13 protein-coding genes and 1 tRNA gene are annotated in these 17,192 nt (G+C 58.1%); 6 read left to right on the plus strand and 8 right to left on the minus strand.

The features are described 5' to 3' along the window. Positions 1 to 62 precede the first annotated feature (62 nt). Entirely contained in the window at positions 63 to 1,328 is a 1,266-nt protein-coding gene (locus HQL98_12995) for a hypothetical protein (protein ID MBF0272962.1), read from the minus strand. 562 nt (positions 1,329 to 1,890) lie between these two features. Here HQL98_12995 and HQL98_13000 point away from each other — a divergent pair. The 3 genes from HQL98_13000 to HQL98_13010 all read left to right on the plus strand — a co-directional run bounded on the left by HQL98_13000 (position 1,891) and on the right by HQL98_13010 (position 3,832). Beyond that, positions 1,891 to 2,682, plus strand: a complete 792-nt coding sequence (locus HQL98_13000; GenBank protein ID MBF0272963.1) for a phosphoribosyltransferase — start codon at positions 1,891 to 1,893, stop codon at positions 2,680 to 2,682. A 350-nt stretch (positions 2,683 to 3,032) separates the two neighbouring features. Further along, complete coding sequence (locus HQL98_13005) at positions 3,033 to 3,308, plus strand: DUF1778 domain-containing protein (GenBank protein MBF0272964.1); 276 nt, start codon at positions 3,033 to 3,035, stop codon at positions 3,306 to 3,308. Beyond that, positions 3,305 to 3,832 carry a GNAT family N-acetyltransferase gene (locus HQL98_13010; protein MBF0272965.1) on the plus strand — a complete coding sequence of 176 codons (528 nt, stop codon included), beginning with the start codon at positions 3,305 to 3,307 and terminating at the stop codon, positions 3,830 to 3,832. The genes HQL98_13005 and HQL98_13010 overlap by 4 nt, the downstream gene beginning before the upstream one ends. A gap of 48 nt (positions 3,833 to 3,880) precedes the next feature. Here HQL98_13010 and HQL98_13015 read toward each other — a convergent pair whose 3' ends face one another. The 3 genes from HQL98_13015 to HQL98_13025 form a co-directional block, all read right to left on the minus strand. Then, positions 3,881 to 4,222: a type II toxin-antitoxin system PemK/MazF family toxin gene (locus HQL98_13015; protein ID MBF0272966.1), complete on the minus strand. Its 342-nt coding sequence runs from the start codon at positions 4,220 to 4,222 to the stop codon at positions 3,881 to 3,883. Positions 4,223 to 4,329: 107 nt separating this feature from the next. Continuing rightward, positions 4,330 to 4,406, minus strand: a tRNA-Arg gene (locus tag HQL98_13020). A gap of 16 nt (positions 4,407 to 4,422) precedes the next feature. After that, a complete protein-coding gene (locus HQL98_13025) occupies positions 4,423 to 4,797 on the minus strand; it encodes a hypothetical protein (GenBank protein MBF0272967.1) in 375 nt (124 codons plus the stop codon). Positions 4,798 to 4,816: 19 nt separating this feature from the next. Between HQL98_13025 and HQL98_13030 the strand changes: the two genes are divergently transcribed. After that, entirely contained in the window at positions 4,817 to 5,029 is a 213-nt protein-coding gene (locus tag HQL98_13030) for a hypothetical protein (protein ID MBF0272968.1), read from the plus strand. Positions 5,030 to 5,122: 93 nt separating this feature from the next. Here HQL98_13030 and HQL98_13035 read toward each other — a convergent pair whose 3' ends face one another. Continuing rightward, on the minus strand, positions 5,123 to 8,146 hold the full coding sequence (locus tag HQL98_13035; GenBank protein MBF0272969.1) for a CHASE domain-containing protein: 3,024 nt from the start codon (positions 8,144 to 8,146) through the stop codon (positions 5,123 to 5,125). Positions 8,147 to 8,319: 173 nt separating this feature from the next. On the opposite strand from HQL98_13035, the gene terL reads away from it, so the two are divergent. Both terL and HQL98_13045 read left to right on the plus strand, forming a co-directional pair. Further along, entirely contained in the window at positions 8,320 to 10,041 is a 1,722-nt protein-coding gene (terL, locus tag HQL98_13040) for a phage terminase large subunit (GenBank protein MBF0272970.1), read from the plus strand. A gap of 103 nt (positions 10,042 to 10,144) precedes the next feature. Next, positions 10,145 to 12,343, plus strand: coding sequence for a tetratricopeptide repeat protein (locus HQL98_13045; protein MBF0272971.1), 2,199 nt, complete (start codon positions 10,145 to 10,147; stop codon positions 12,341 to 12,343). Between the two features lie 112 nt (positions 12,344 to 12,455). Here HQL98_13045 and HQL98_13050 read toward each other — a convergent pair whose 3' ends face one another. The 3 genes from HQL98_13050 to HQL98_13060 all read right to left on the minus strand — a co-directional run bounded on the left by HQL98_13050 (position 12,456) and on the right by HQL98_13060 (position 17,158). After that, positions 12,456 to 14,417 carry a polysaccharide biosynthesis protein gene (locus HQL98_13050; GenBank protein MBF0272972.1) on the minus strand — a complete coding sequence of 654 codons (1,962 nt, stop codon included), beginning with the start codon at positions 14,415 to 14,417 and terminating at the stop codon, positions 12,456 to 12,458. A 286-nt stretch (positions 14,418 to 14,703) separates the two neighbouring features. Continuing rightward, entirely contained in the window at positions 14,704 to 15,744 is a 1,041-nt protein-coding gene (locus HQL98_13055; protein ID MBF0272973.1) for a glycosyltransferase family 4 protein, read from the minus strand. 178 nt (positions 15,745 to 15,922) lie between these two features. Beyond that, the gene (locus tag HQL98_13060) at positions 15,923 to 17,158 is read right to left on the minus strand and encodes a glycosyltransferase family 4 protein (GenBank protein MBF0272974.1); all 1,236 of its coding nucleotides are present in this window, start codon (positions 17,156 to 17,158) and stop codon (positions 15,923 to 15,925) included. Positions 17,159 to 17,192: the final 34 nt, after the last annotated feature.

Raw genomic sequence — 17,192 nt, forward strand, 5'->3', positions numbered from 1 at the left:
GCTTCCGCCGATGGGGCGCCTCTTTGGGTCGGGTGTTCAGGAAAAAAAGGTCTGGCATCCGCTCACTTTGAAATCTCTAGAGAAAGCTCTTCAAATTTTTTCTGCATCTCCACATTTTCAAACGGGGCAATTTCTGGAATTTGCAGATTGATCAACGCATCAAAGATGGTATTGCTTTCCTTGAGCAGACCAAGAACCTCGGAACTGATGCGAACGGTTGCGTAGGTGTTGATGGCAAGGTGCAAATCTTTCATGGCGTTGTTTCTGGCCTTGACCACCTTTTCCTTCTGCGTGTTCAGCATCTTCAGATAGAGTTTGGCCGTCTTGATGAGCAATCCTTGCGCTTTGATGTTGCTTTGATAAAAGGATTTCTTGCTTTCGCCGTCAGCGGTCATGCCGCTTTGTGTGGACTGCATCAATTGTTCAGTCTTGGATATCAAATCATCCAGTTTCGGGGCATATCTGGTCTCGATCTGCGCAATGTATTTGTTTTGCATGTAGACGATCAATTCCAGCAACACCATATGCATCCCGTAATATTTCTTGGCGTGGGCAATGTTTTCTCCGCTGCTTGAGGTGAGTTCCATGAGTTGGCTGGTGACAACCTTCAAGACATCAAAAACCAGTACCATTTGAATGATGTCTTCGGAATCGACTCTCGACAGCAAGATGGCCACCTGCTCTTTGTTCAGCTTAAGGCCGGCGTCATGAAGCTGTAAAATGAGCGTGTTGTTGAGTTTTTCGATTTCTGCTTTCAACTCGGAGATTTCACTCTGGGCGTTCTTTATTTTTTTGTCATAACCTTCTTTGGTGGTCTTTACGGTATCTTCAATGGGTGCGGATATGCGCGCTTCTTTGTAGGACTGAATTTCGGCTTCTTTTTTGCTGATGGCTTCACGCAGGGAAACATTTTTGGTCCGGTGTTTTTCAATCGTTTCATCTTCCAGCAACAAGATGATTTGATCCAGAATCTTGTTGAAATCCGTATTCAGGGATTTCTTGTCCGCTTTGACCCATGAAGAATCCGGGGCTTCCGACCTTTTGTCGTGAATGTCGCGAGCGGCGTTCATCCTGTCGAGAAGCGGTTCCCATATCGCATTGAAGTGATCCTGTTTGGTTTTGGCGGGAGTTTTCGTGTCGTCCGTTTTGGCCAGTTGGTCGTGGATCAGATCCGTTGCTTTTTTGGTCAAATCAGAGGATTCAACCGCTGTTTTGGTTTCGTCATAGATTTTTTTCGTGCCATCCAGGGCGCCTTTCAGCGAATCCTGCCATTCGGCATGGGCGGTGGACGACAGGACCAACAGAAGAGGAAGTAACAATTTTTTCATGGAGACCCTCAAAAAAGCGGGATGTTTGGGTTCTGCACACGAACGACTCGCCTGATGGGAAGAGCATAAGGGCATGTTTGAGATATCACAATATTTTTTGATCGGAATCGGCCCGTTTGAAGCGGAACCTCTGTGGAGCGTGGGATGACGACGGGTCATTCATGATGGACACGGCTGCGATACCGAGAAGCGCGGCATGGCCCTGGATGTCTGAGGCAAGGGGGTGGAGAGAGAGCATGGTTACAGGCAAAGCGGAAAATAATGTGATCGCGTTACTTTTCGGACTGGAAAAGGCGGCATGATATGACTATGATGACAAAATTGACCGCTTGTTTTTCCCGAAAAAACATGGCTGGCCTGCCGTGGTTACCACAGGGTGGGCTTCCGAACGCGATGAATCCTGTCCTCTTGTTGATAATATGGATATCGCAATTCATATAATGCTTAATCATCTATTTGATTTTGATTAATTTTAAGTAATTCACGCATTCGGAAATGCATTGAACGGTTGAGAACTTTGGATTGCTTTGGGTCATAGATTGTTTGAATGGCAAAGGCCTGCATGATTATGACCAAGCTTCCCACTCTTGGTGTCTCCATCAAGCCGAATGGCGGGGCGCACACCTTTGCGTCGGATCCCGATTGGATGCCCGCCAAAAAGCTGGGGGATGCCCAGGCGGCCTATCGTTTTGCCCAGCGGCATTGGACCCCCAAGCTGACGGACGCGTTCAAGGAACAACTGGATCATTCGGCCAACCTGTTGTTCATTTCCCAGCCCAGCACCAGCGGGGTCAACGTGTTGCCGACCGGCTTGGCGGAAACGTTGGCCATGGTCCATGGAGGCCGGTTTCTGGACGGAGAGCGTCATTTCCGGGCGTACCATCTGACGGAGTCCAAGAACATTCCCCCGGAACGGCGTGTTTTGCATCGGAGGGATTATGAACTCCGCGATCCGGAGCGACTGCGCGTCCTGACCTGCGGAAAAATAGTGGTGGTTGTCGATGATATTTTTACATCCGGTGGCTCTGCCGGGCAACTCATCCGTACCTTGCAGGAGGCTGGAATTTCGGTTCAAGCGGTGGTGGGGTATGTCGGGGATACCCGTTTGAACCCGGATCCGCAAACCATCTCCGCATTGCAGAATGCCATCCGGCACACCCACATGAACATCAAAGGCAAAGACTTGGCTGCCCTCCTGACACGGGCCGAAGTGCGGGGTCTCACGAGGTTGATCCACGATGCGCGAACTTCTGAATCCATCCAAACCATTGCCCGCGACCTACAAGGGTTACTCTTCGGAGGCGTTGATCCAGGTGTGGGAACAGATCCGCAGCCCCCAGGGGGCACCCCTTGATACCCCGCGTGCGAAAATCGGGGCAATGCGGGATCTGTTTCTGGAATATCAGATGACGCCATTGTTCAAGCGGCCACCGGGAGAACGGGAGGTGGGGCGGGAAGAGGGGTAGCGATTGCCAGGAACGGCCAACACACCCTCCATTGCCAAGTCATTCTGCTAGAAGTGTCCGATCAAATCTTGATAAGCACATGATCTGATGGTGGAAAAATCACCAATCAAGCTTGGCTTGAGATGGAGTCAACTCGCTTGTGAGCGGTGCTTTGGGCGGTGTTGTTTTGTATTGACAATCACCACACACTGGCAGTACGATCCGTATATCTGTCATATATACACCCAAGGAGAAAGCCATGCGTGATGCCGCCATCAATCTGCGGGTACTGGCCGAGCAACGGGATCTCATTGACTACGCCGCGCAGTTGCTCGGTAAAACCCGCTCAGACTTCATGCTCGAAGCTGCGTGCGACCGGGCGCAGGCGGTAGTCCTCGACCAGGTTTTCTTCAGTCTGGATGCCGAAAAGTATCGGCAGTTTATCCAACTCCTGGACGCACCACCTGCCCACAATCCGGGGCTGGAACGACTCATGGCGGTCCAGACTCCCTGGGAATCGGCCGCCCAGTCATGACGGTGAAGCTGGGGGCACCGGAACCGCTCTCCCCAATACACCGCCTGGACGGTTTCGACTGCGGCGAGAGTGTCCTGGATGAGTGGCTGAAGCGGCGGGCGATGGCCAACCAGTTAAGCGGTGCCAGTCGGACGTTTGTGGTGGTCAATCAGGATGGCCGGATTTGCGGCTATTATGCCCTGGCGGCTGGTGCCGTCTCGCACCAGATGGCCACAGGTGCAGTGAGGCGCAACATGCCGGATCCTATCCCGGTGCTGGTGTTGGCCCGCCTCGCGGTGGACCGCCGTGAGCAAGGCAGACACCTGGGGGCCGCTTTGTTGCAGGATGCTGTCAATCGGGCGGTGGCCGTGTCGCATAACGCCGGGGTCAGATCACTGCTGGTGCATGCCCTCCATGACCGGGCCAAAGAATTTTACCAGCACTATGGTTTTCAGGAGTCTCCGGTGCATCCGATGACCCTCATGTTGCTCCTGCATAAACCCTTGAGGGGCATGACCGAGAACAAACAGTGCGTGGGCAGTTGAGACCGAGACTGTGTTGTGAGCAGTATTTTGCCCGTTCTGGAAGATCGGTTACAGGTCGGCACCACCGAGCAAACTGGCCAGCCCTGCGTTGACCACTTCAGCGTCCGAAGATGCAAGCTGTCCAAGCATGCCCCGCACCAGTCGATGGTCCAGGGTGAAGAGCTTGAAGCGCACCTTGGAGGGGGAGGGCAAACCTGCGGTAGCCAGATCAGTGATCGGGCAATCGAGGGGCCAGGGCGCATTGTCTGACGAAGTGATCATGGCCATGACCGCATGGCCGGCCACCGTATTGAAGCGCCCCGGATCGGAGAGAACCAGGGCAGGACGGTTCTTGGTGGCGTTGCGGTCAGTGACGAGGAGATGCATGTGGCAAGAGATTGATAAAACCATCACTTAGCATCATCCAGCATCCTCACAAATCCCTGCTGAAGGTAGCAAGTGGGTAGCAATTCCGGAAGCAATACACCTTCAAAACTTCTGTAACTCGTTGATTTATTTGGTGTCCCCGGCGCGATTTGAACGCACGGCCTACGGATTAGGAATCCGTTGCTCTATCCGGCTGAGCTACGGGGACCAAGCAGCGAAGCATGTTAGTTCATTTCCGTCCCATGGGCAACGGCTTTGTCGGCAGACTTGACGCGGGGGTTTGGATAGTCGATAATATTGCCGTCCATTTCATAATGAAATGAAAATTCACAAACGCTTACCATGGGGGAGGGGTCGGGGACGGCCCTTGAGATGAACATGACCGCATCAGAAACGCTCGTGGCCTTGAAAAAAGAGAAAAAACAGCTTAAAGTCAAAATCAAGCAAACCCGCAAGTCGATCAAACAGGAAAAAAAGGCGCTGCAATCCAAATCCAAATCCAAACCAAAAACCACCAAGAAAAAAATCGAGCGCCCCGAAGAACCCAAAACCGTCACGCCTCCGGAACAACCACCGGTCGTTTGATTTCCGGCAGCCACAAACCAGCATCCAGGGACCATGGACAATCTCAAGAAAGTTCTGGCGTGCAAACAGGTCTTCGAGGCCGAGGGACGGCAGGCCATGGGGGTGCGCCTGCCGGAGGAGTTGGCCAAGGCGTTGCGCTGGGAACTCCATCAATACTATGGAGCCGATCCCGGCGAGACCCTGACCACCCTGTATGGCATGGAGGTTCTCTCCCTGGATGCTCCGGAGGTGAGCTTCGAGGTGTGATGCCCCGCCCGCCGGAGGTGAGCTTCGCGGTGTGATGCTTCGCCCGATTGTGATCCCCCGATCGTGACGGATCGGGGGATCGGCTTCGGTGGGTCAGCCCTGGGCATACCGGTCGATGGCCGCCAGCAGACGGGGCTTGGTGATTGGCTTGGTCAGATGCTCCGAGCATCCGGCCTCCAGGGTTTGACGTTCGTTTTCCGCAAAAGCGTGGGCGGTCAGGGCGATCACCGGTATCGGAGCGTGTCCATTGGCTCTCTCCCAGGCCCGGATCGCCCGCGTGGCGGCATATCCATCCATCACCGGCATTTGCACATCCATCAATACCAGATCGAAACGCTCTCCCGAAGTGACCCGGGTCACCGCCTCTTCCCCGTTTTGGGCCACGCTCAACCGGTGGGGGGTCTTTTTCAAAAAAGCTTTCACCAACAAAATGTTGTCTTCGGAGTCGTCCACCACCAGAATCGTCAGTGCCCGCTCCCTGGCCGGATCGTCCTGGGTGGAATGGCTGGAAGCGTCGTTGGATTCGGCGGTCAGCACGGCCCGGAGCGCCTCCCAGAGCGCTTCACGTTTCACCGGATGGGTCAGGATGCGCAGGCCCGGATCCTGGGATGTCTCTTCTTCGGGCGGTTGGGCGGTGATGGCGATTATGGGCAGGGTGGACTGTTCCAGTTCTCCGCGCAGTCGCTGAACGGTTTCGATCCCCGCTTTTTCATGCTCCCCGAATGACAGTACCACCACCCGGCACGACCGCCCGGAATAGCGGGCTGCCCGCCAGGCGCTGGCCGCCAGGGACAGATTCGGCACCGGTTCCACCTCGCATCCCAACTCCGCCACCATGCGCATGAGGGCCAGACGGCTTTCCGTGCGGCTGTCCACCAGCAAAACACGTACCCGGTTCCAGTGCATCCCCTCGGGACAGGGGGGATGCGGGGAGTCCTCCCGGGGTTCGGTCACTTCAAAGACGGCGCTGAACCGGAAGGTGCTGCCTTCACCCGGTGCGCTTTCCAGGGTCATCCGTCCCCCCATCAGATCCACCAGACGCCGGGAAATGGCCAAGCCCAATCCGGTTCCGCCGAACTGGCGGGTGGTCGAGGCGTCCGCCTGGGTGAAGGCCTCGAAGACTGACGTCTGTTTTTCTTTCGGAATGCCGATGCCCGTGTCTTGCACCGCAAACCCCAATCCTCCCACTCCCAGGGACTCCTCCCGGATCACATGAATGGAGATCCGTCCCGCAGGCGTGAACTTGACCGCGTTGCCGATGAGATTGATCAGAATCTGACGCAGCCGCTTGGCGTCTCCCTGGAGCAGATCCGGCACATCGGGCGCGATATCCAGGGTCATGTCCAATCCTTTTTCCCGGGCCCGCATCCCCATGATGTCCATAATGCGTTGCAGGCTTTCCCGCAAGGGGAACGGAGCCAGTTCCAACTCCATGCGTCCCGCTTCCACCTTGGACAGATCCAGGATGTCGTTGATCAGTTCCAGCAGGTTGTCGCCGGCCTTGCGGAAAATGCCCACGTAGCGTCGTTGTTCCGGGGTGAGATCGGTCTCTTCCAGCACCTCCGCCATGCCCACGATCACATTCATCGGGGTGCGGATTTCGTGGCTCATGGTGGCCAGGAATTCGCTTTTGGCCCGGTTGGCTTCTTCGGCTTCCAGTTTGGCCTCCAGCAGGGTGGCTTCGGCCTTTTTGCGTTCGGTGATGTCCATGGCCATGGTGATGATCAAGCCATCCGGATCGTCCATGGCGCCCATGGGCCGGGAACGCACGATCCAGACCCGCTGTTCCCCGGAGGTGGCCACGATGGTCAACTCCCCCTCCTTGAAGGGGGCGTCCACCGGAAAGCTCGCGTCCAGCAACGTCAGGGCCGACTCCCGGTCTGCGGGCAGCAAGGCCCGTTCCAGCCAGGCGTTCAGGGTGGAAATTTCCCCCAGGGCCTGACCCGACCAGTCGCTCCAGCGTCGGTTGACCAGAATCACCGTGCCATCCGCCGCGTGGATCATGATGGGAATCGGTGCGTGCAGCACTGTGCGACGCAAACGCTCTTCGCTTTCCCGGTGGGCCCGGGTCATGGCCACCGCCTGAGCCAGCGCCCGTTCCCGGCTGGAACTCAACGACCATCCGGCAAATCCCAAAGCCAGACTGATCAGACCCCCGGCGATCAGTACGATATCCGATCCCCGTTTCGGGTGATACTGGGCGAAGAGTGGACCCGGCGTGAAGCGATAGGTCCAGCCGATTCCCTCTTCGCTGCCCCGGACCACCACGGTCCAATCCGGATCGTCCGGGGGGGTGGGGAGGTCGGGATGGGAGTCGAAAATCAGTGCCGTGGGCCGCAGGGAGGGACCGTCGAACAGTTCCACGCGAATTTGATTCGGTTCGTGACGGAACAGATCCTGAAACAGAATTCCGGCGTCATACACCACCGCCACCCATCCCAGCAGGGCATGACGCCGTTCCGAGGTGTCGGTGAGGGGCATGCCCATGCGGTAGACCGGAGTGAGTCGCAACAGTTCGGTGCGGGCGGTGCTGTTGGGACCGTTGCGCAGAAACGGAGGAGAAAAAAGCGGCAGTCCGGAATCCGCCGCCTGTCGGGCGGTCTGACGGCGTCTTTTTTCCGTGCCGATGTCGTGACCGGGGGTGAACGGCGTGTGATCGGTTTCCAGGGAGTGGTGATAGGTCACGGCGAAGTAGGTGTCCCGGGGTTCGTCGCTGGCGATCCGGTAGGCGGGATTGGCGAGCAGTTGACCGGTTTCCCGTTCAAAGTCTTCCCGTTCGGTTTCGTTCACCGGTTCCACGAAGGCCAGTTCCAGCCATCCGGGATGGCGTCCACGGGGGGTGAGGGCCGAGGCGAAGGTATGCCATTGTCGGCCTGTGACCTCTTTTTCCGACACGAACCAAGCGGCCATCACCCGGGAGAGGTCCGCGTGAACTTCCAGGCGGTCACGGGCGGTTTCCAGCAGCGCGGCGGAGAGCTTGTGAAACTGGTCCCGGGTCAGATCCGAGTCCCGGGTGGTTTCGTGATGCCAATACCAAAAGGTGCAGGCCAGACCCAGGGCCAGCAGCAGCCAGGGAATCAGGCGGGGATTGGAGACGGATTTGGGTAGACTTTCCATGGGGAAGCCCAAAAGAGGGGTGATGACCATCTCATACAACTGTGGCTGCTTTCCTGGTTTGCAAGGATAACGGAAAAAAGGGGTTTCGCCACCGGGAAAAAGCGCATCCGAACCCCTTCATCTTGGAAAGCGTTCCATGCCCCTTCTAAAGTGCCCCATCGGTGGACAACAGCTTGAATGAACGAAAGGAAATCCCCTCGGCAATGATGGAGCATGGCACTCTGGTCAACAGGCGCTTCCGGCAGGGTTTGGCGGAACTCGGTTCCCGTTTGCAAGGGGAGATCGCGGATCGGGTGGCGGGCGTGGAAGACGGTCCGGACGGGGTCACCCGGCGACGGGCGGAGGTGGAGCGGTCGCTGCGTTATTTCGCCAAGGTCTATTTCCCCCATTATGTCTCCGGGGAGGACAGTCTGCTGCACACCTGGCTGTACGAACGGTTGCCGCGTCTGGGCAAAGATCCGGGAAAAGGAACCAAATTGGCCTTGGCCGCTCCCCGCGGCGAGGCGAAATCCACCCTGATCACCCAGATTTTCACCCTGTGGCGGGTGATCACCGGTCGCAGTCGCTACATCATCATCATCATGGACGCCCACCATCAGGCCGCTTCCATGCTCGAAGCGGTCAAGGCGGAACTGGAGGCCAATCCCCGCCTGCGACGGGATTATCCGGATCATTGCGGCGTGGGTCGGGTGTGGCGGGAGGGTGTGGCGGTGACCCGGGTGGGGATCAAGTTGCAGGCGGCAGGCTCCGGGGCGCGGCTGCGGGGATTGCGTCACGGGGCGGCCCGGCCGGATCTGGTGGTGTGCGACGATCTGGAAAACGACGACAACGTGCGGGTTCGCGCCCAGCGGGACAAACTGGAAACCTGGCTGAAAAAGGCCGTCTTGAAACTCGGACCCCCGGACGACTCTTTGGATGTGATCTATGTGGGGACCATTTTGCATCACGATTCGGTGCTGGCGCGGATCATGGCCAATCCCTTGTGGGAGTCGCGCCGGTTTCAGGCGATCCTGCGTTGGCCCGACGACATGGCCTTGTGGGAACGGTGGCAGACGGTGTTGCACCACGAGGGAGAGGCGGCGGCGGATCGGTTTTACCGGGAGCGCCGGGAACGGATGGATGCCGGGGTCCAGCTCTCCTGGCCCGGGGTGCGGAGTCTGGAGACCTTGATGAAAATCCGCGCCCGGGATGGGGTCGATGCCTTCGACGCGGAAATGCAGAATCAGCCCATGCGGGAAAACGCGCCGTTCGGGGCGTTGGTGTATTGGAGCCGGGAGGGGGCGGATTGGCTGTATTTCGGGGCGGTGGACCCATCCATGGGCAAGTCGGGGGGGAGGGGAGATCCCTCGGCGATTCTGGTGGGGGGCTACGACCGCAATACCGGAGTCTTGCATGTGGTGGAGGCGGATATACGGCGTCGTTCTCCGGATCGGATCATCGAGGATGTCGTCGCCTGTCAGGCCCGTTACGCCTGTCGGTTGTGGGTGGTGGAGTCGGTGCAGTTTCAGGAGTTCTTCAAAGACGAACTGGTGAAACGGTCGGCGCGGGTGGGGATTCCGGTGCCGGCCCGGGGGGTCAAGCCCTCCCGGGACAAGGGATTGCGCATCGGCGCCTTGCAACCCCATGTGGCCAATGGTTTGATCCGTTTCCGTCAGGATCACAAGACCTTGCTGGATCAATTGCGTCACTGGGGGGAGTCGGATGCCCACGACGACGGACCCGACGCTTTGGAAATGCTGTGGCGGGTGGCCCGGGAGGGGGCGGGAAGCGTGGGGGAGTTCATCGCTTTGGGGGAGTCGCGGGCGGGTCTGGAGTCCCAGGTGCGTCGGGGTGGGGAGTGGGGTGGAGAGGGGTTCGGCAGCGTGGAGGGCGGCGTCTCCTGGCATGGATTCTAGGCGTGGAATGGACGTGTTGCGCGGGGCGTGGGATTGGTCGATAATTCCATGGTGCGGGGTTTGGTGTCGTTTTTTGTTTCATTCATCCGGAGGGTTTTTGTCCTTGAAACCGCTTGCGTCTTGCGTTCGTCCCACGGGTCCGGCGTTTTGGTTGGTGATGTTGCCGTTGTTGGGAGGGGTCTCCCCGCTGCACGCCGAAGAGTCGCCCCCGGAAGAGGCCCGGTTGCGTCGCGCCGTGGAAGAGGCGGAACGGAAATTCGGAGCGGACAGCAGCGTCACCGCGGCGGCCTGGACCCAGGTGGGAGAGATCCATCTGTCCACCGGCAAGGATGCCGAGGCCAAAAAAGCCTTTTCTCGGGCTTTGGAGATTCTGGAAAAACGTTTGGGCGCCGATCATCCCGAGGTGGCCGAGGCCCGAACCCGTCTGGCTCGGGCCAAGATGCGGCTGGGGGAGTTTCAGACCGCCCGGCTGATGCTGGAAGGGGTGGTCACCTCCCTGGACCGTTCCCTGGGGCCGAACCATCTGAACAGCGCCAGCGCCCGCATCAATCTGGCCCGGCTGCTGATGGCGGAACCGGAGCAGCGGGAGTCCGCCGCCAAACTGGTGGAAGGGGCCATGCCGGTATTGTCCAAGGGGTTGTGGCCGGATCATCCCCGTGTGGCGGAGGCGTGGCTGGTGTTGTCCCGGATCCGGTTCTCCCTGGGCCGCAACGAGGAGGCCATGGAGGCGGTGAAACAGGCGTTGCGCATCCGGGAAAAGACGTTGGGCGCCGATCATCCCCTGGTGGCCGAGGCGTTGCGGGAACAGGGACATCAATGGATCGCCCGGGGGGATCTGACCGGGGCTGAACCGGTGTTGCGTCGTTCCGTGGCGATTCTGGAAAAGTCCGGGGATGGGGCGTCGCTGGAGTTGGCCGAGAGTCTGGAGCGTCTCGGGGAGGGGTTGATCGCCATGGGGCGGCGCGTGGAGGCGGAATCCACCTTGAACCGGGTGTTGCAACTGCGGGAAAAGGTGTTGGACAAGGATCATCCCGGTCTGGTCAAGGTGTTGAACGATCTGGCCTTGTTGCGGCAGGGGGCGGGGGATCTGTCCGGGGCCGAGACTTTGTTCCGGCGCGCCCTGGCGGTGACCGAGAAGAGCATGGGGAGTGATCATCTGCAACGGGCGTTCATTCTGGGCAATCTGGCTCAGATCGAGGGCCGGCGGGGTCGGAGCGAGGAGTCGGATCGGTTGTTCGGGCAATCCATGGCCACGGCGGAGCGGTTTTTCAAGGGCAATCCGTTGGGTCTGTCCGACTGGTTGGCCAACCTGGGCATGGTGTTGCACAAGGAGGGAGCGACGGAGCGGGCCGGTCAACTGTTGCGACGGGCGGAGGAGTTGTTGATCGCCGCCTATGGGGCGGATCATCCCCAGGTGGCGCGGGTGAGTCGGGCCATTCGCGAACTGGGCAGCCTATCCCGGCCCGGGGTTTCATCCGGCTCTCTTGCCACCACCCGCAGCGAGCCGGTCTCCCCCCGCGCCGAATCCGTGGAGGGGAGAAAACCCGAAACGAAAACAACAGCGAAGCCCGAACCCGCGGAGGGAAAGAAACCGGAGCCGAAAGTGGCGAAGAAGCCCGAATCCGGGGAAGGGAAGAAACCGGAGCCTGGATTGGCGAAGAAATCGGAACCGGTGGAAGCGAGAAGGCCGGAGCCTGTGGTGGTGAAGAAGTCGGAGCCTGTGGTGGTGAAGAAGTCGGAACCGGTGGAGGTGAAAAAAACGGAGCCGGTGGAAGCGAGAAGGCCGGAGCCTGTGGTGGTGAAGAAGTCGGAACCGGTGGAGGTGAAAAAAACGGAACCGGTGGAGGTGAAAAAAACCGAGTCCTTGATGGCGCCGGCGGGACCGGCCTATGTGATCAGTCCTCCCACCATTGTGCCTTTGGACTCCCATGGGGCTTTGCCGTCGGTGGCCCCGGAGGCGGGGAGGGATCGGGGGATGGCTTTGGGGTCAGGTTCCATGGCCGCTGCCGTTCCGGTCAGAACCCAGAGCACCGAGCCGACCACCGGCATTCGGCAAGGTGCGGTGGTGCATCTTTCCTGTTTTGCCATGGGTTCTCCCCATTCCGCCTTGCTGGAGGAGAAGGTCCGCGCCCTGTCGTTGCCGGCCTATCGCAAGGCGGTCAAGAGTGGTGAAACCACCTTCGAGTGTGTGTTTTCCGGCCCCTTTGCCACGCGACCCGAGGCGTTGGCGGTGGCGGAACGGATCCGGGTGGAAGCCAGGGTGGAAAATCCCCTGGTGGGGCGTTATGCCCGGGGAGAGTAGGGCTGATGCGGAAGGCCTGGAAGGGGGATGACGCTCTTCCAGGTTTTCGGCCATCGAGGCTTTCGGGCGAGGGGTGGGGCTTTTGTGAAAGGGCGTTTTATCCGACTGCCCGTTACGCGGATTGGGTGGTCCCGGCTTTGGGGACTTTGGCGTTGGCGGTCCAGAGCAGATCACAGATTTCCGAGCTTGGCTGATACCCTTTGACCGCCGACAGCATGATGTTGCGCAACTCCGTGTAGTTGAACTCCTTGGAACAGATCGCCAGTTGATCCAGGTACTCCTTGACCACCGGCCAGGGGAGATACTCTTCCCGGGCGCGCATGATCATCGGGTGTTCGGTGGGTTGGGTTTCGTCTCCGATCAGCAGTTCTTCGTAGAGTTTCTCTCCGGGGCGCAGTCCGGTGAATTGAATGGGAATGTCTCCATCCGGATTGGTCTCGTCGCGTACCGTGAATCCCGACAGTTGAATCATCCTTTTGGCCATGTCCAGAATGTTGACCGGGCTGCCCATGTCCAGAATGAACACGTCTCCGCAACGGGCCATGGCTCCGGCCTGGATCACCAGTTGGGTGGCTTCGGGAATGGTCATGAAAAAGCGGGTCACGCTGGGATCCGTGACCGTGACCGGTCCACCTTTTTTGATCTGTTTGTAAAACAAGGGAATCACCGACCCCGACGAGGCCAGCACATTGCCGAAACGCACCATGGAAAAACAGACACCGCTTTGGGATTTGGCGTAGGCTTGCAGGATCAGTTCCGAGAAGCGTTTGGTGGCCCCCATGACATTGGTGGGCCGGACGGCTTTGTCCGTGGAGACCAGGATGAAGGTTTCCGCGCCGCCATCAATGGCGGCCTGGGCCATGTGCCAAGTGCCGAAGATGTTGTTCTGGATTCCTTCTATGGGATTGTATTCGATGATGGGCACATGCTTGTAGGCGGCGGCGTGATAGATGGTCTGCACGCCGAAGGTGGTGATCACCGACTGCATGCGCAAGCGATGCAACACGCTGCCCAGAATGGGAACCAGTTCGATGGCGCTGGTGGCGTTCTTCTTTTCCAGCAGGCGGCGCAACTCCCCTTCGATGCAATACAGGAAATATTCCGAGTGTTCCACCAGCACCAGGCGTCTGGGGTGGAGTTGGATGATCTGTCGGCACAGCTCCGAGCCGATGGAGCCCCCCGCGCCGGTGACCAGGACCACCTTGTCGGTGATGCACGCTTCCAGCAGGGATTGCTTGGGGGCGATGGGTTCTCTCCCCAAAAGATCCTCCACACACACTTCCTGGACATCATCCACCTGTTTGGCACCGCTGGCCAACTCCACCAGACTGGGAATCTCCTGGACGTGAATGGGCAGTCGTTCCAGGAATTTCAGGATTTCCCGGCGGCGGTGCCGGGAGACCGAGGGGATCGCCAGCAGCACACGCTGGATCGGAAAGTGTTCGGACAACTCCTTGATGCGTTGCGGAGAGTGGACCCGCAAACCATGAATCACGGTGTTTTGAATGTTCACATCGTCATCCAGGAAAATGATCGGTGTGAATTCCGTGCTTTGCTTGAGGGCCTGGGAGAGCTGGATGCCCGCGGCTCCGGCGCCGTAGATGGCGACGGGAATGCGGGTGTTCCGGATGTTGGACGAGTAGAGCAGATATTTGGCCAACAGACGGCTGCCGCCGATGGTCATCAGCAACAAGAAAAAGAACACAACCCAAAAAACAGGAAGAATTTTTCCATCACTTAAGGTAACAGTTATCAGCAGGGTGAGAAGGATGCTCAAACCGATGGATTTGAAGATCGTAAAAAAGAAGTGATCCCCGGTATGTTGCACCACAGCGCGGTACATGCCGGAATAGATGAAAACTGGAAACGAAATCAAGATGAAAATGATGGATTCGCGGAAAATGTCCGGGGAAATTTTGAGGGTGGGGGTTGGCGAGGTGATGAGATTGCTTAACCATTGGCAAGCCAAAATCATAACCAAGTCAACCATTAAAATGATTAATTGTTTCTGTCTGCGTGGGAGTTGGTGAATCCTGGAAATCAAACGGGGAGAAATGGGTATGTGAATACGCATGCTTTCCTGCTTTGTCAACGCGGGGACTGATGGAACACGGAGTCCTCCAGGGTTGGATAAAGAGAGGGTTCTGGATTTTCCCGATGGCCGTTTCGATTGTAAATATATCAGGATGATGGGGGGGTGGTCAATGATCTTGAATGTCAACCGGGGCGGAACTCTGCGAAACTTGGGTGTTGATACAAACTTTTATTTTTGATTGATTTAATTTTAATTATTAATCGACGATCGGATTCATGCCTTTTTTGTGTGCATGGGCGTGGGACGAGGATCCGATGTGCGATGATCAGGGGGAGGTGTGGGGTTTTTTGGGGGCGGTTTGTCTGTCCACGGCCACGGCCAGCCATACGAAGAGGAGACAACAAATCAACAGGCCGACCCATTGGATCAAGGCCTGGGGATGTCGGGCCAGATAAACCGCGCCACCTCCCATGGCGATCATCAACGCGTATTCGTGCAACACGGTTTTGCGATGGTTCCAGCCCACCAGGACAAGTCTTTGATAAAAGTGGGAACGGTGGGCTTGCCAGATTTTTTCGCGACGCAGGATGCGACGGATCAGGGTGACGGTGGCGTCGACCACGAAAGGCGAAAAGATCAGCACTCCCACCCAGGGGGCGAACAGGTGGTCCCGGTCGGCCCAGAAGGTGAGCGCTGCGGCCAGGAATCCCATGGGCACGGACCCCACATCCCCCATGAAGATCCGTGCCGGGGGAAAATTGTTGACCAGAAATCCGGCGTTGGCCGCGGAAAGCAGCAACGCGGTGGCAAAAAAGAACGGATGTCCCCCCAGCCAGCCCAGCAGGGCGAAAAATCCGAACCCGAACATTCCCATGCCTCCGGCAAAGCCATCCATGCCATCCATGAAATTGTACAGGTTCAAAAACCAGACGATGAACAGCAGCGAAAAGATCGGCCCGAACCATCCCAGCGGGATGGGATCCATGCCGGGGAACGAGAGAGAATCGAGGGAAAACCCTCCCAGGATGATCAGTGCGGCGGCGGACAGATGGCTCAGCAGGCGCACGCCCGGAGACAGGGAGCTTTTGTCATCCCACAACGAGGTGCCCATGATCACCAGCAGAGCCGTCAGCAGCAGCCATCCCCCCGGCAGATGGAAATGGTCGAGCCATCCGAAGAGCACCATCCAGGTGGGCAGGAATCCGGCCATGATGCCCAGTCCGCCGTTGCGGGGACGGGGTTGGACATGCAAGGAGCGTTCGTTGGGCAGATCCGCGATGTAGAGTCGGGAGGTCGGATTGGCCAGAGATCGGCTCAACCGGAACGCGATCAGAAAGGCCATCAGGGCGGTCAGGGCGTAGAGCATGATGTCAACTTTTGAAAAAGAAGCGGGGGTCTGGGGGATTCTTCCCCCAGGGTTTTGACTTTAAAATATTAAAATTTTATATTTTTAAAGTCCCAAGGACTTTGCCCTTGGATCCCACCAGGGGCCAATGGCCCCTGGACCTCGTTAGTGAAGGCACGCATCCCGAAAGGGGACCGGTTCAGACCGTGCGACGATTTTTTTCGACCACCTGTGCCATCCAGCCATTCAGGCGTTCGATCAGAGTTTTTTTATTGAACTCCTGCTGGGCGTAGGCGCGGCCATTGGCTCCCATCTCCTTGCGGCTTGCGGCGTCCAGGGCGGACAGTTTCAGGATGGCTTCCACCAGACCGGCCCCATCCCCGGATGGGCAGGTCAGACCGGCTTTGGCGGCGTGAATCACCGCGGCCCCTTCCCCGTCCAGCATGCCCAGGAGCGGAATCCCCGACATCAGATAGGATTGCACCTTGTTGGGAATGGTCAGGGCGAAAACCGGATCCCGTTTCAAGGCGACCAGCAAGGCGTCCGCGTGGACATAAAACGAGGGCATCCGTTCCAGGGGAAACCGCCCCAGCAACAAAAAGGATGATTCCAGTCCCCGTTTCACCGTTTCGCGGCGCACCCACTCCAGCATGCGCCCATCGCCGACGATCAGCCAGCGGATTTCCGGATGGCCTTTCAGACGTTCCGCCGCATCCAGGATCGCGGGAAAATCCTGCGCTTCTCCCACGTTGCCGGCGAACAGGATATTGAACGTTCCTGCCGGGGTGGTGATCTCCGGAGCGGGCGTGACGGCGCTTTGGGTGAAGACATCCTCGGTCCAGTTGGGGAAATAACGGATTTTTCCCGGATCGTCGCAGTACTTGACGATATTGCTTTCAAAGCCGGGTGACTGTTCCAGGATCAATTCGCAACGGTTGTAGATGAAGCTCACCAGCCGGCCCACCAGCCCCAGCAGCGCCGGGGAACGCACCACACCCAGGGCGGAGAGGGTTTCGGGCCACAGATCCTGAACCCAGAAAAGAATCGGAGCCCGTTTGAGTTTGGCCAGCAGGATGGCGGGCAGTCCCACGGTGACGGGTGAGAGCTGAAACACAAACACCACATCGAATGCCCGCCCCCGCAACAGCCAGGGGGCCATCAGACAGCCGGTCAGGACAAAGCTGATATAATTGACAATCAGGCTGATTTTGTTCTGCCCCCGGGGAAACAGGGGAACCCGCAGTATCTCTGCGCCATGCAATCTGGAGAAGTCCTGCGGATTTTTCTTGAACGCCTCGAAAACCGTCCCTTCCGGATAGTTGGGCAGGCCGGTCAATACCGTCACCTGATGGCCGGATTGGACCAGTTCGTGGGTCAGATCGTTGATCTTGAAATTTTCCGGCCAGAAATATTGACTGACAATCAGGATCTTCACGGTTTGTCACCTTGGGACTTTCCACGACCTTATG

The sequence above is a fragment of the Magnetococcales bacterium genome (genome assembly GCA_015231755.1).
Lineage (GTDB): Bacteria > Pseudomonadota > Magnetococcia > Magnetococcales > Magnetaquicoccaceae > Magnetaquiglobus.

Coding starts and splice junctions, on each gene's coding strand:
- HQL98_12995 (MBF0272962.1), bottom strand. CDS start 1,328: ATGAAAAAATTGTTACTTCCTCTTCTGTTGGTCCTGTCGTCCACCGCC.
- HQL98_13000 (MBF0272963.1), top strand. CDS start 1,891: ATGATTATGACCAAGCTTCCCACTCTTGGTGTCTCCATCAAGCCGAAT.
- HQL98_13005 (MBF0272964.1), top strand. CDS start 3,033: ATGCGTGATGCCGCCATCAATCTGCGGGTACTGGCCGAGCAACGGGAT.
- HQL98_13010 (MBF0272965.1), top strand. CDS start 3,305: ATGACGGTGAAGCTGGGGGCACCGGAACCGCTCTCCCCAATACACCGC.
- HQL98_13015 (MBF0272966.1), bottom strand. CDS start 4,222: ATGGTTTTATCAATCTCTTGCCACATGCATCTCCTCGTCACTGACCGC.
- HQL98_13030 (MBF0272968.1), top strand. CDS start 4,817: ATGGACAATCTCAAGAAAGTTCTGGCGTGCAAACAGGTCTTCGAGGCC.
- HQL98_13035 (MBF0272969.1), bottom strand. CDS start 8,146: ATGGAAAGTCTACCCAAATCCGTCTCCAATCCCCGCCTGATTCCCTGG.
- HQL98_13050 (MBF0272972.1), bottom strand. CDS start 14,417: ATGCGTATTCACATACCCATTTCTCCCCGTTTGATTTCCAGGATTCAC.
- HQL98_13055 (MBF0272973.1), bottom strand. CDS start 15,744: ATGCTCTACGCCCTGACCGCCCTGATGGCCTTTCTGATCGCGTTCCGG.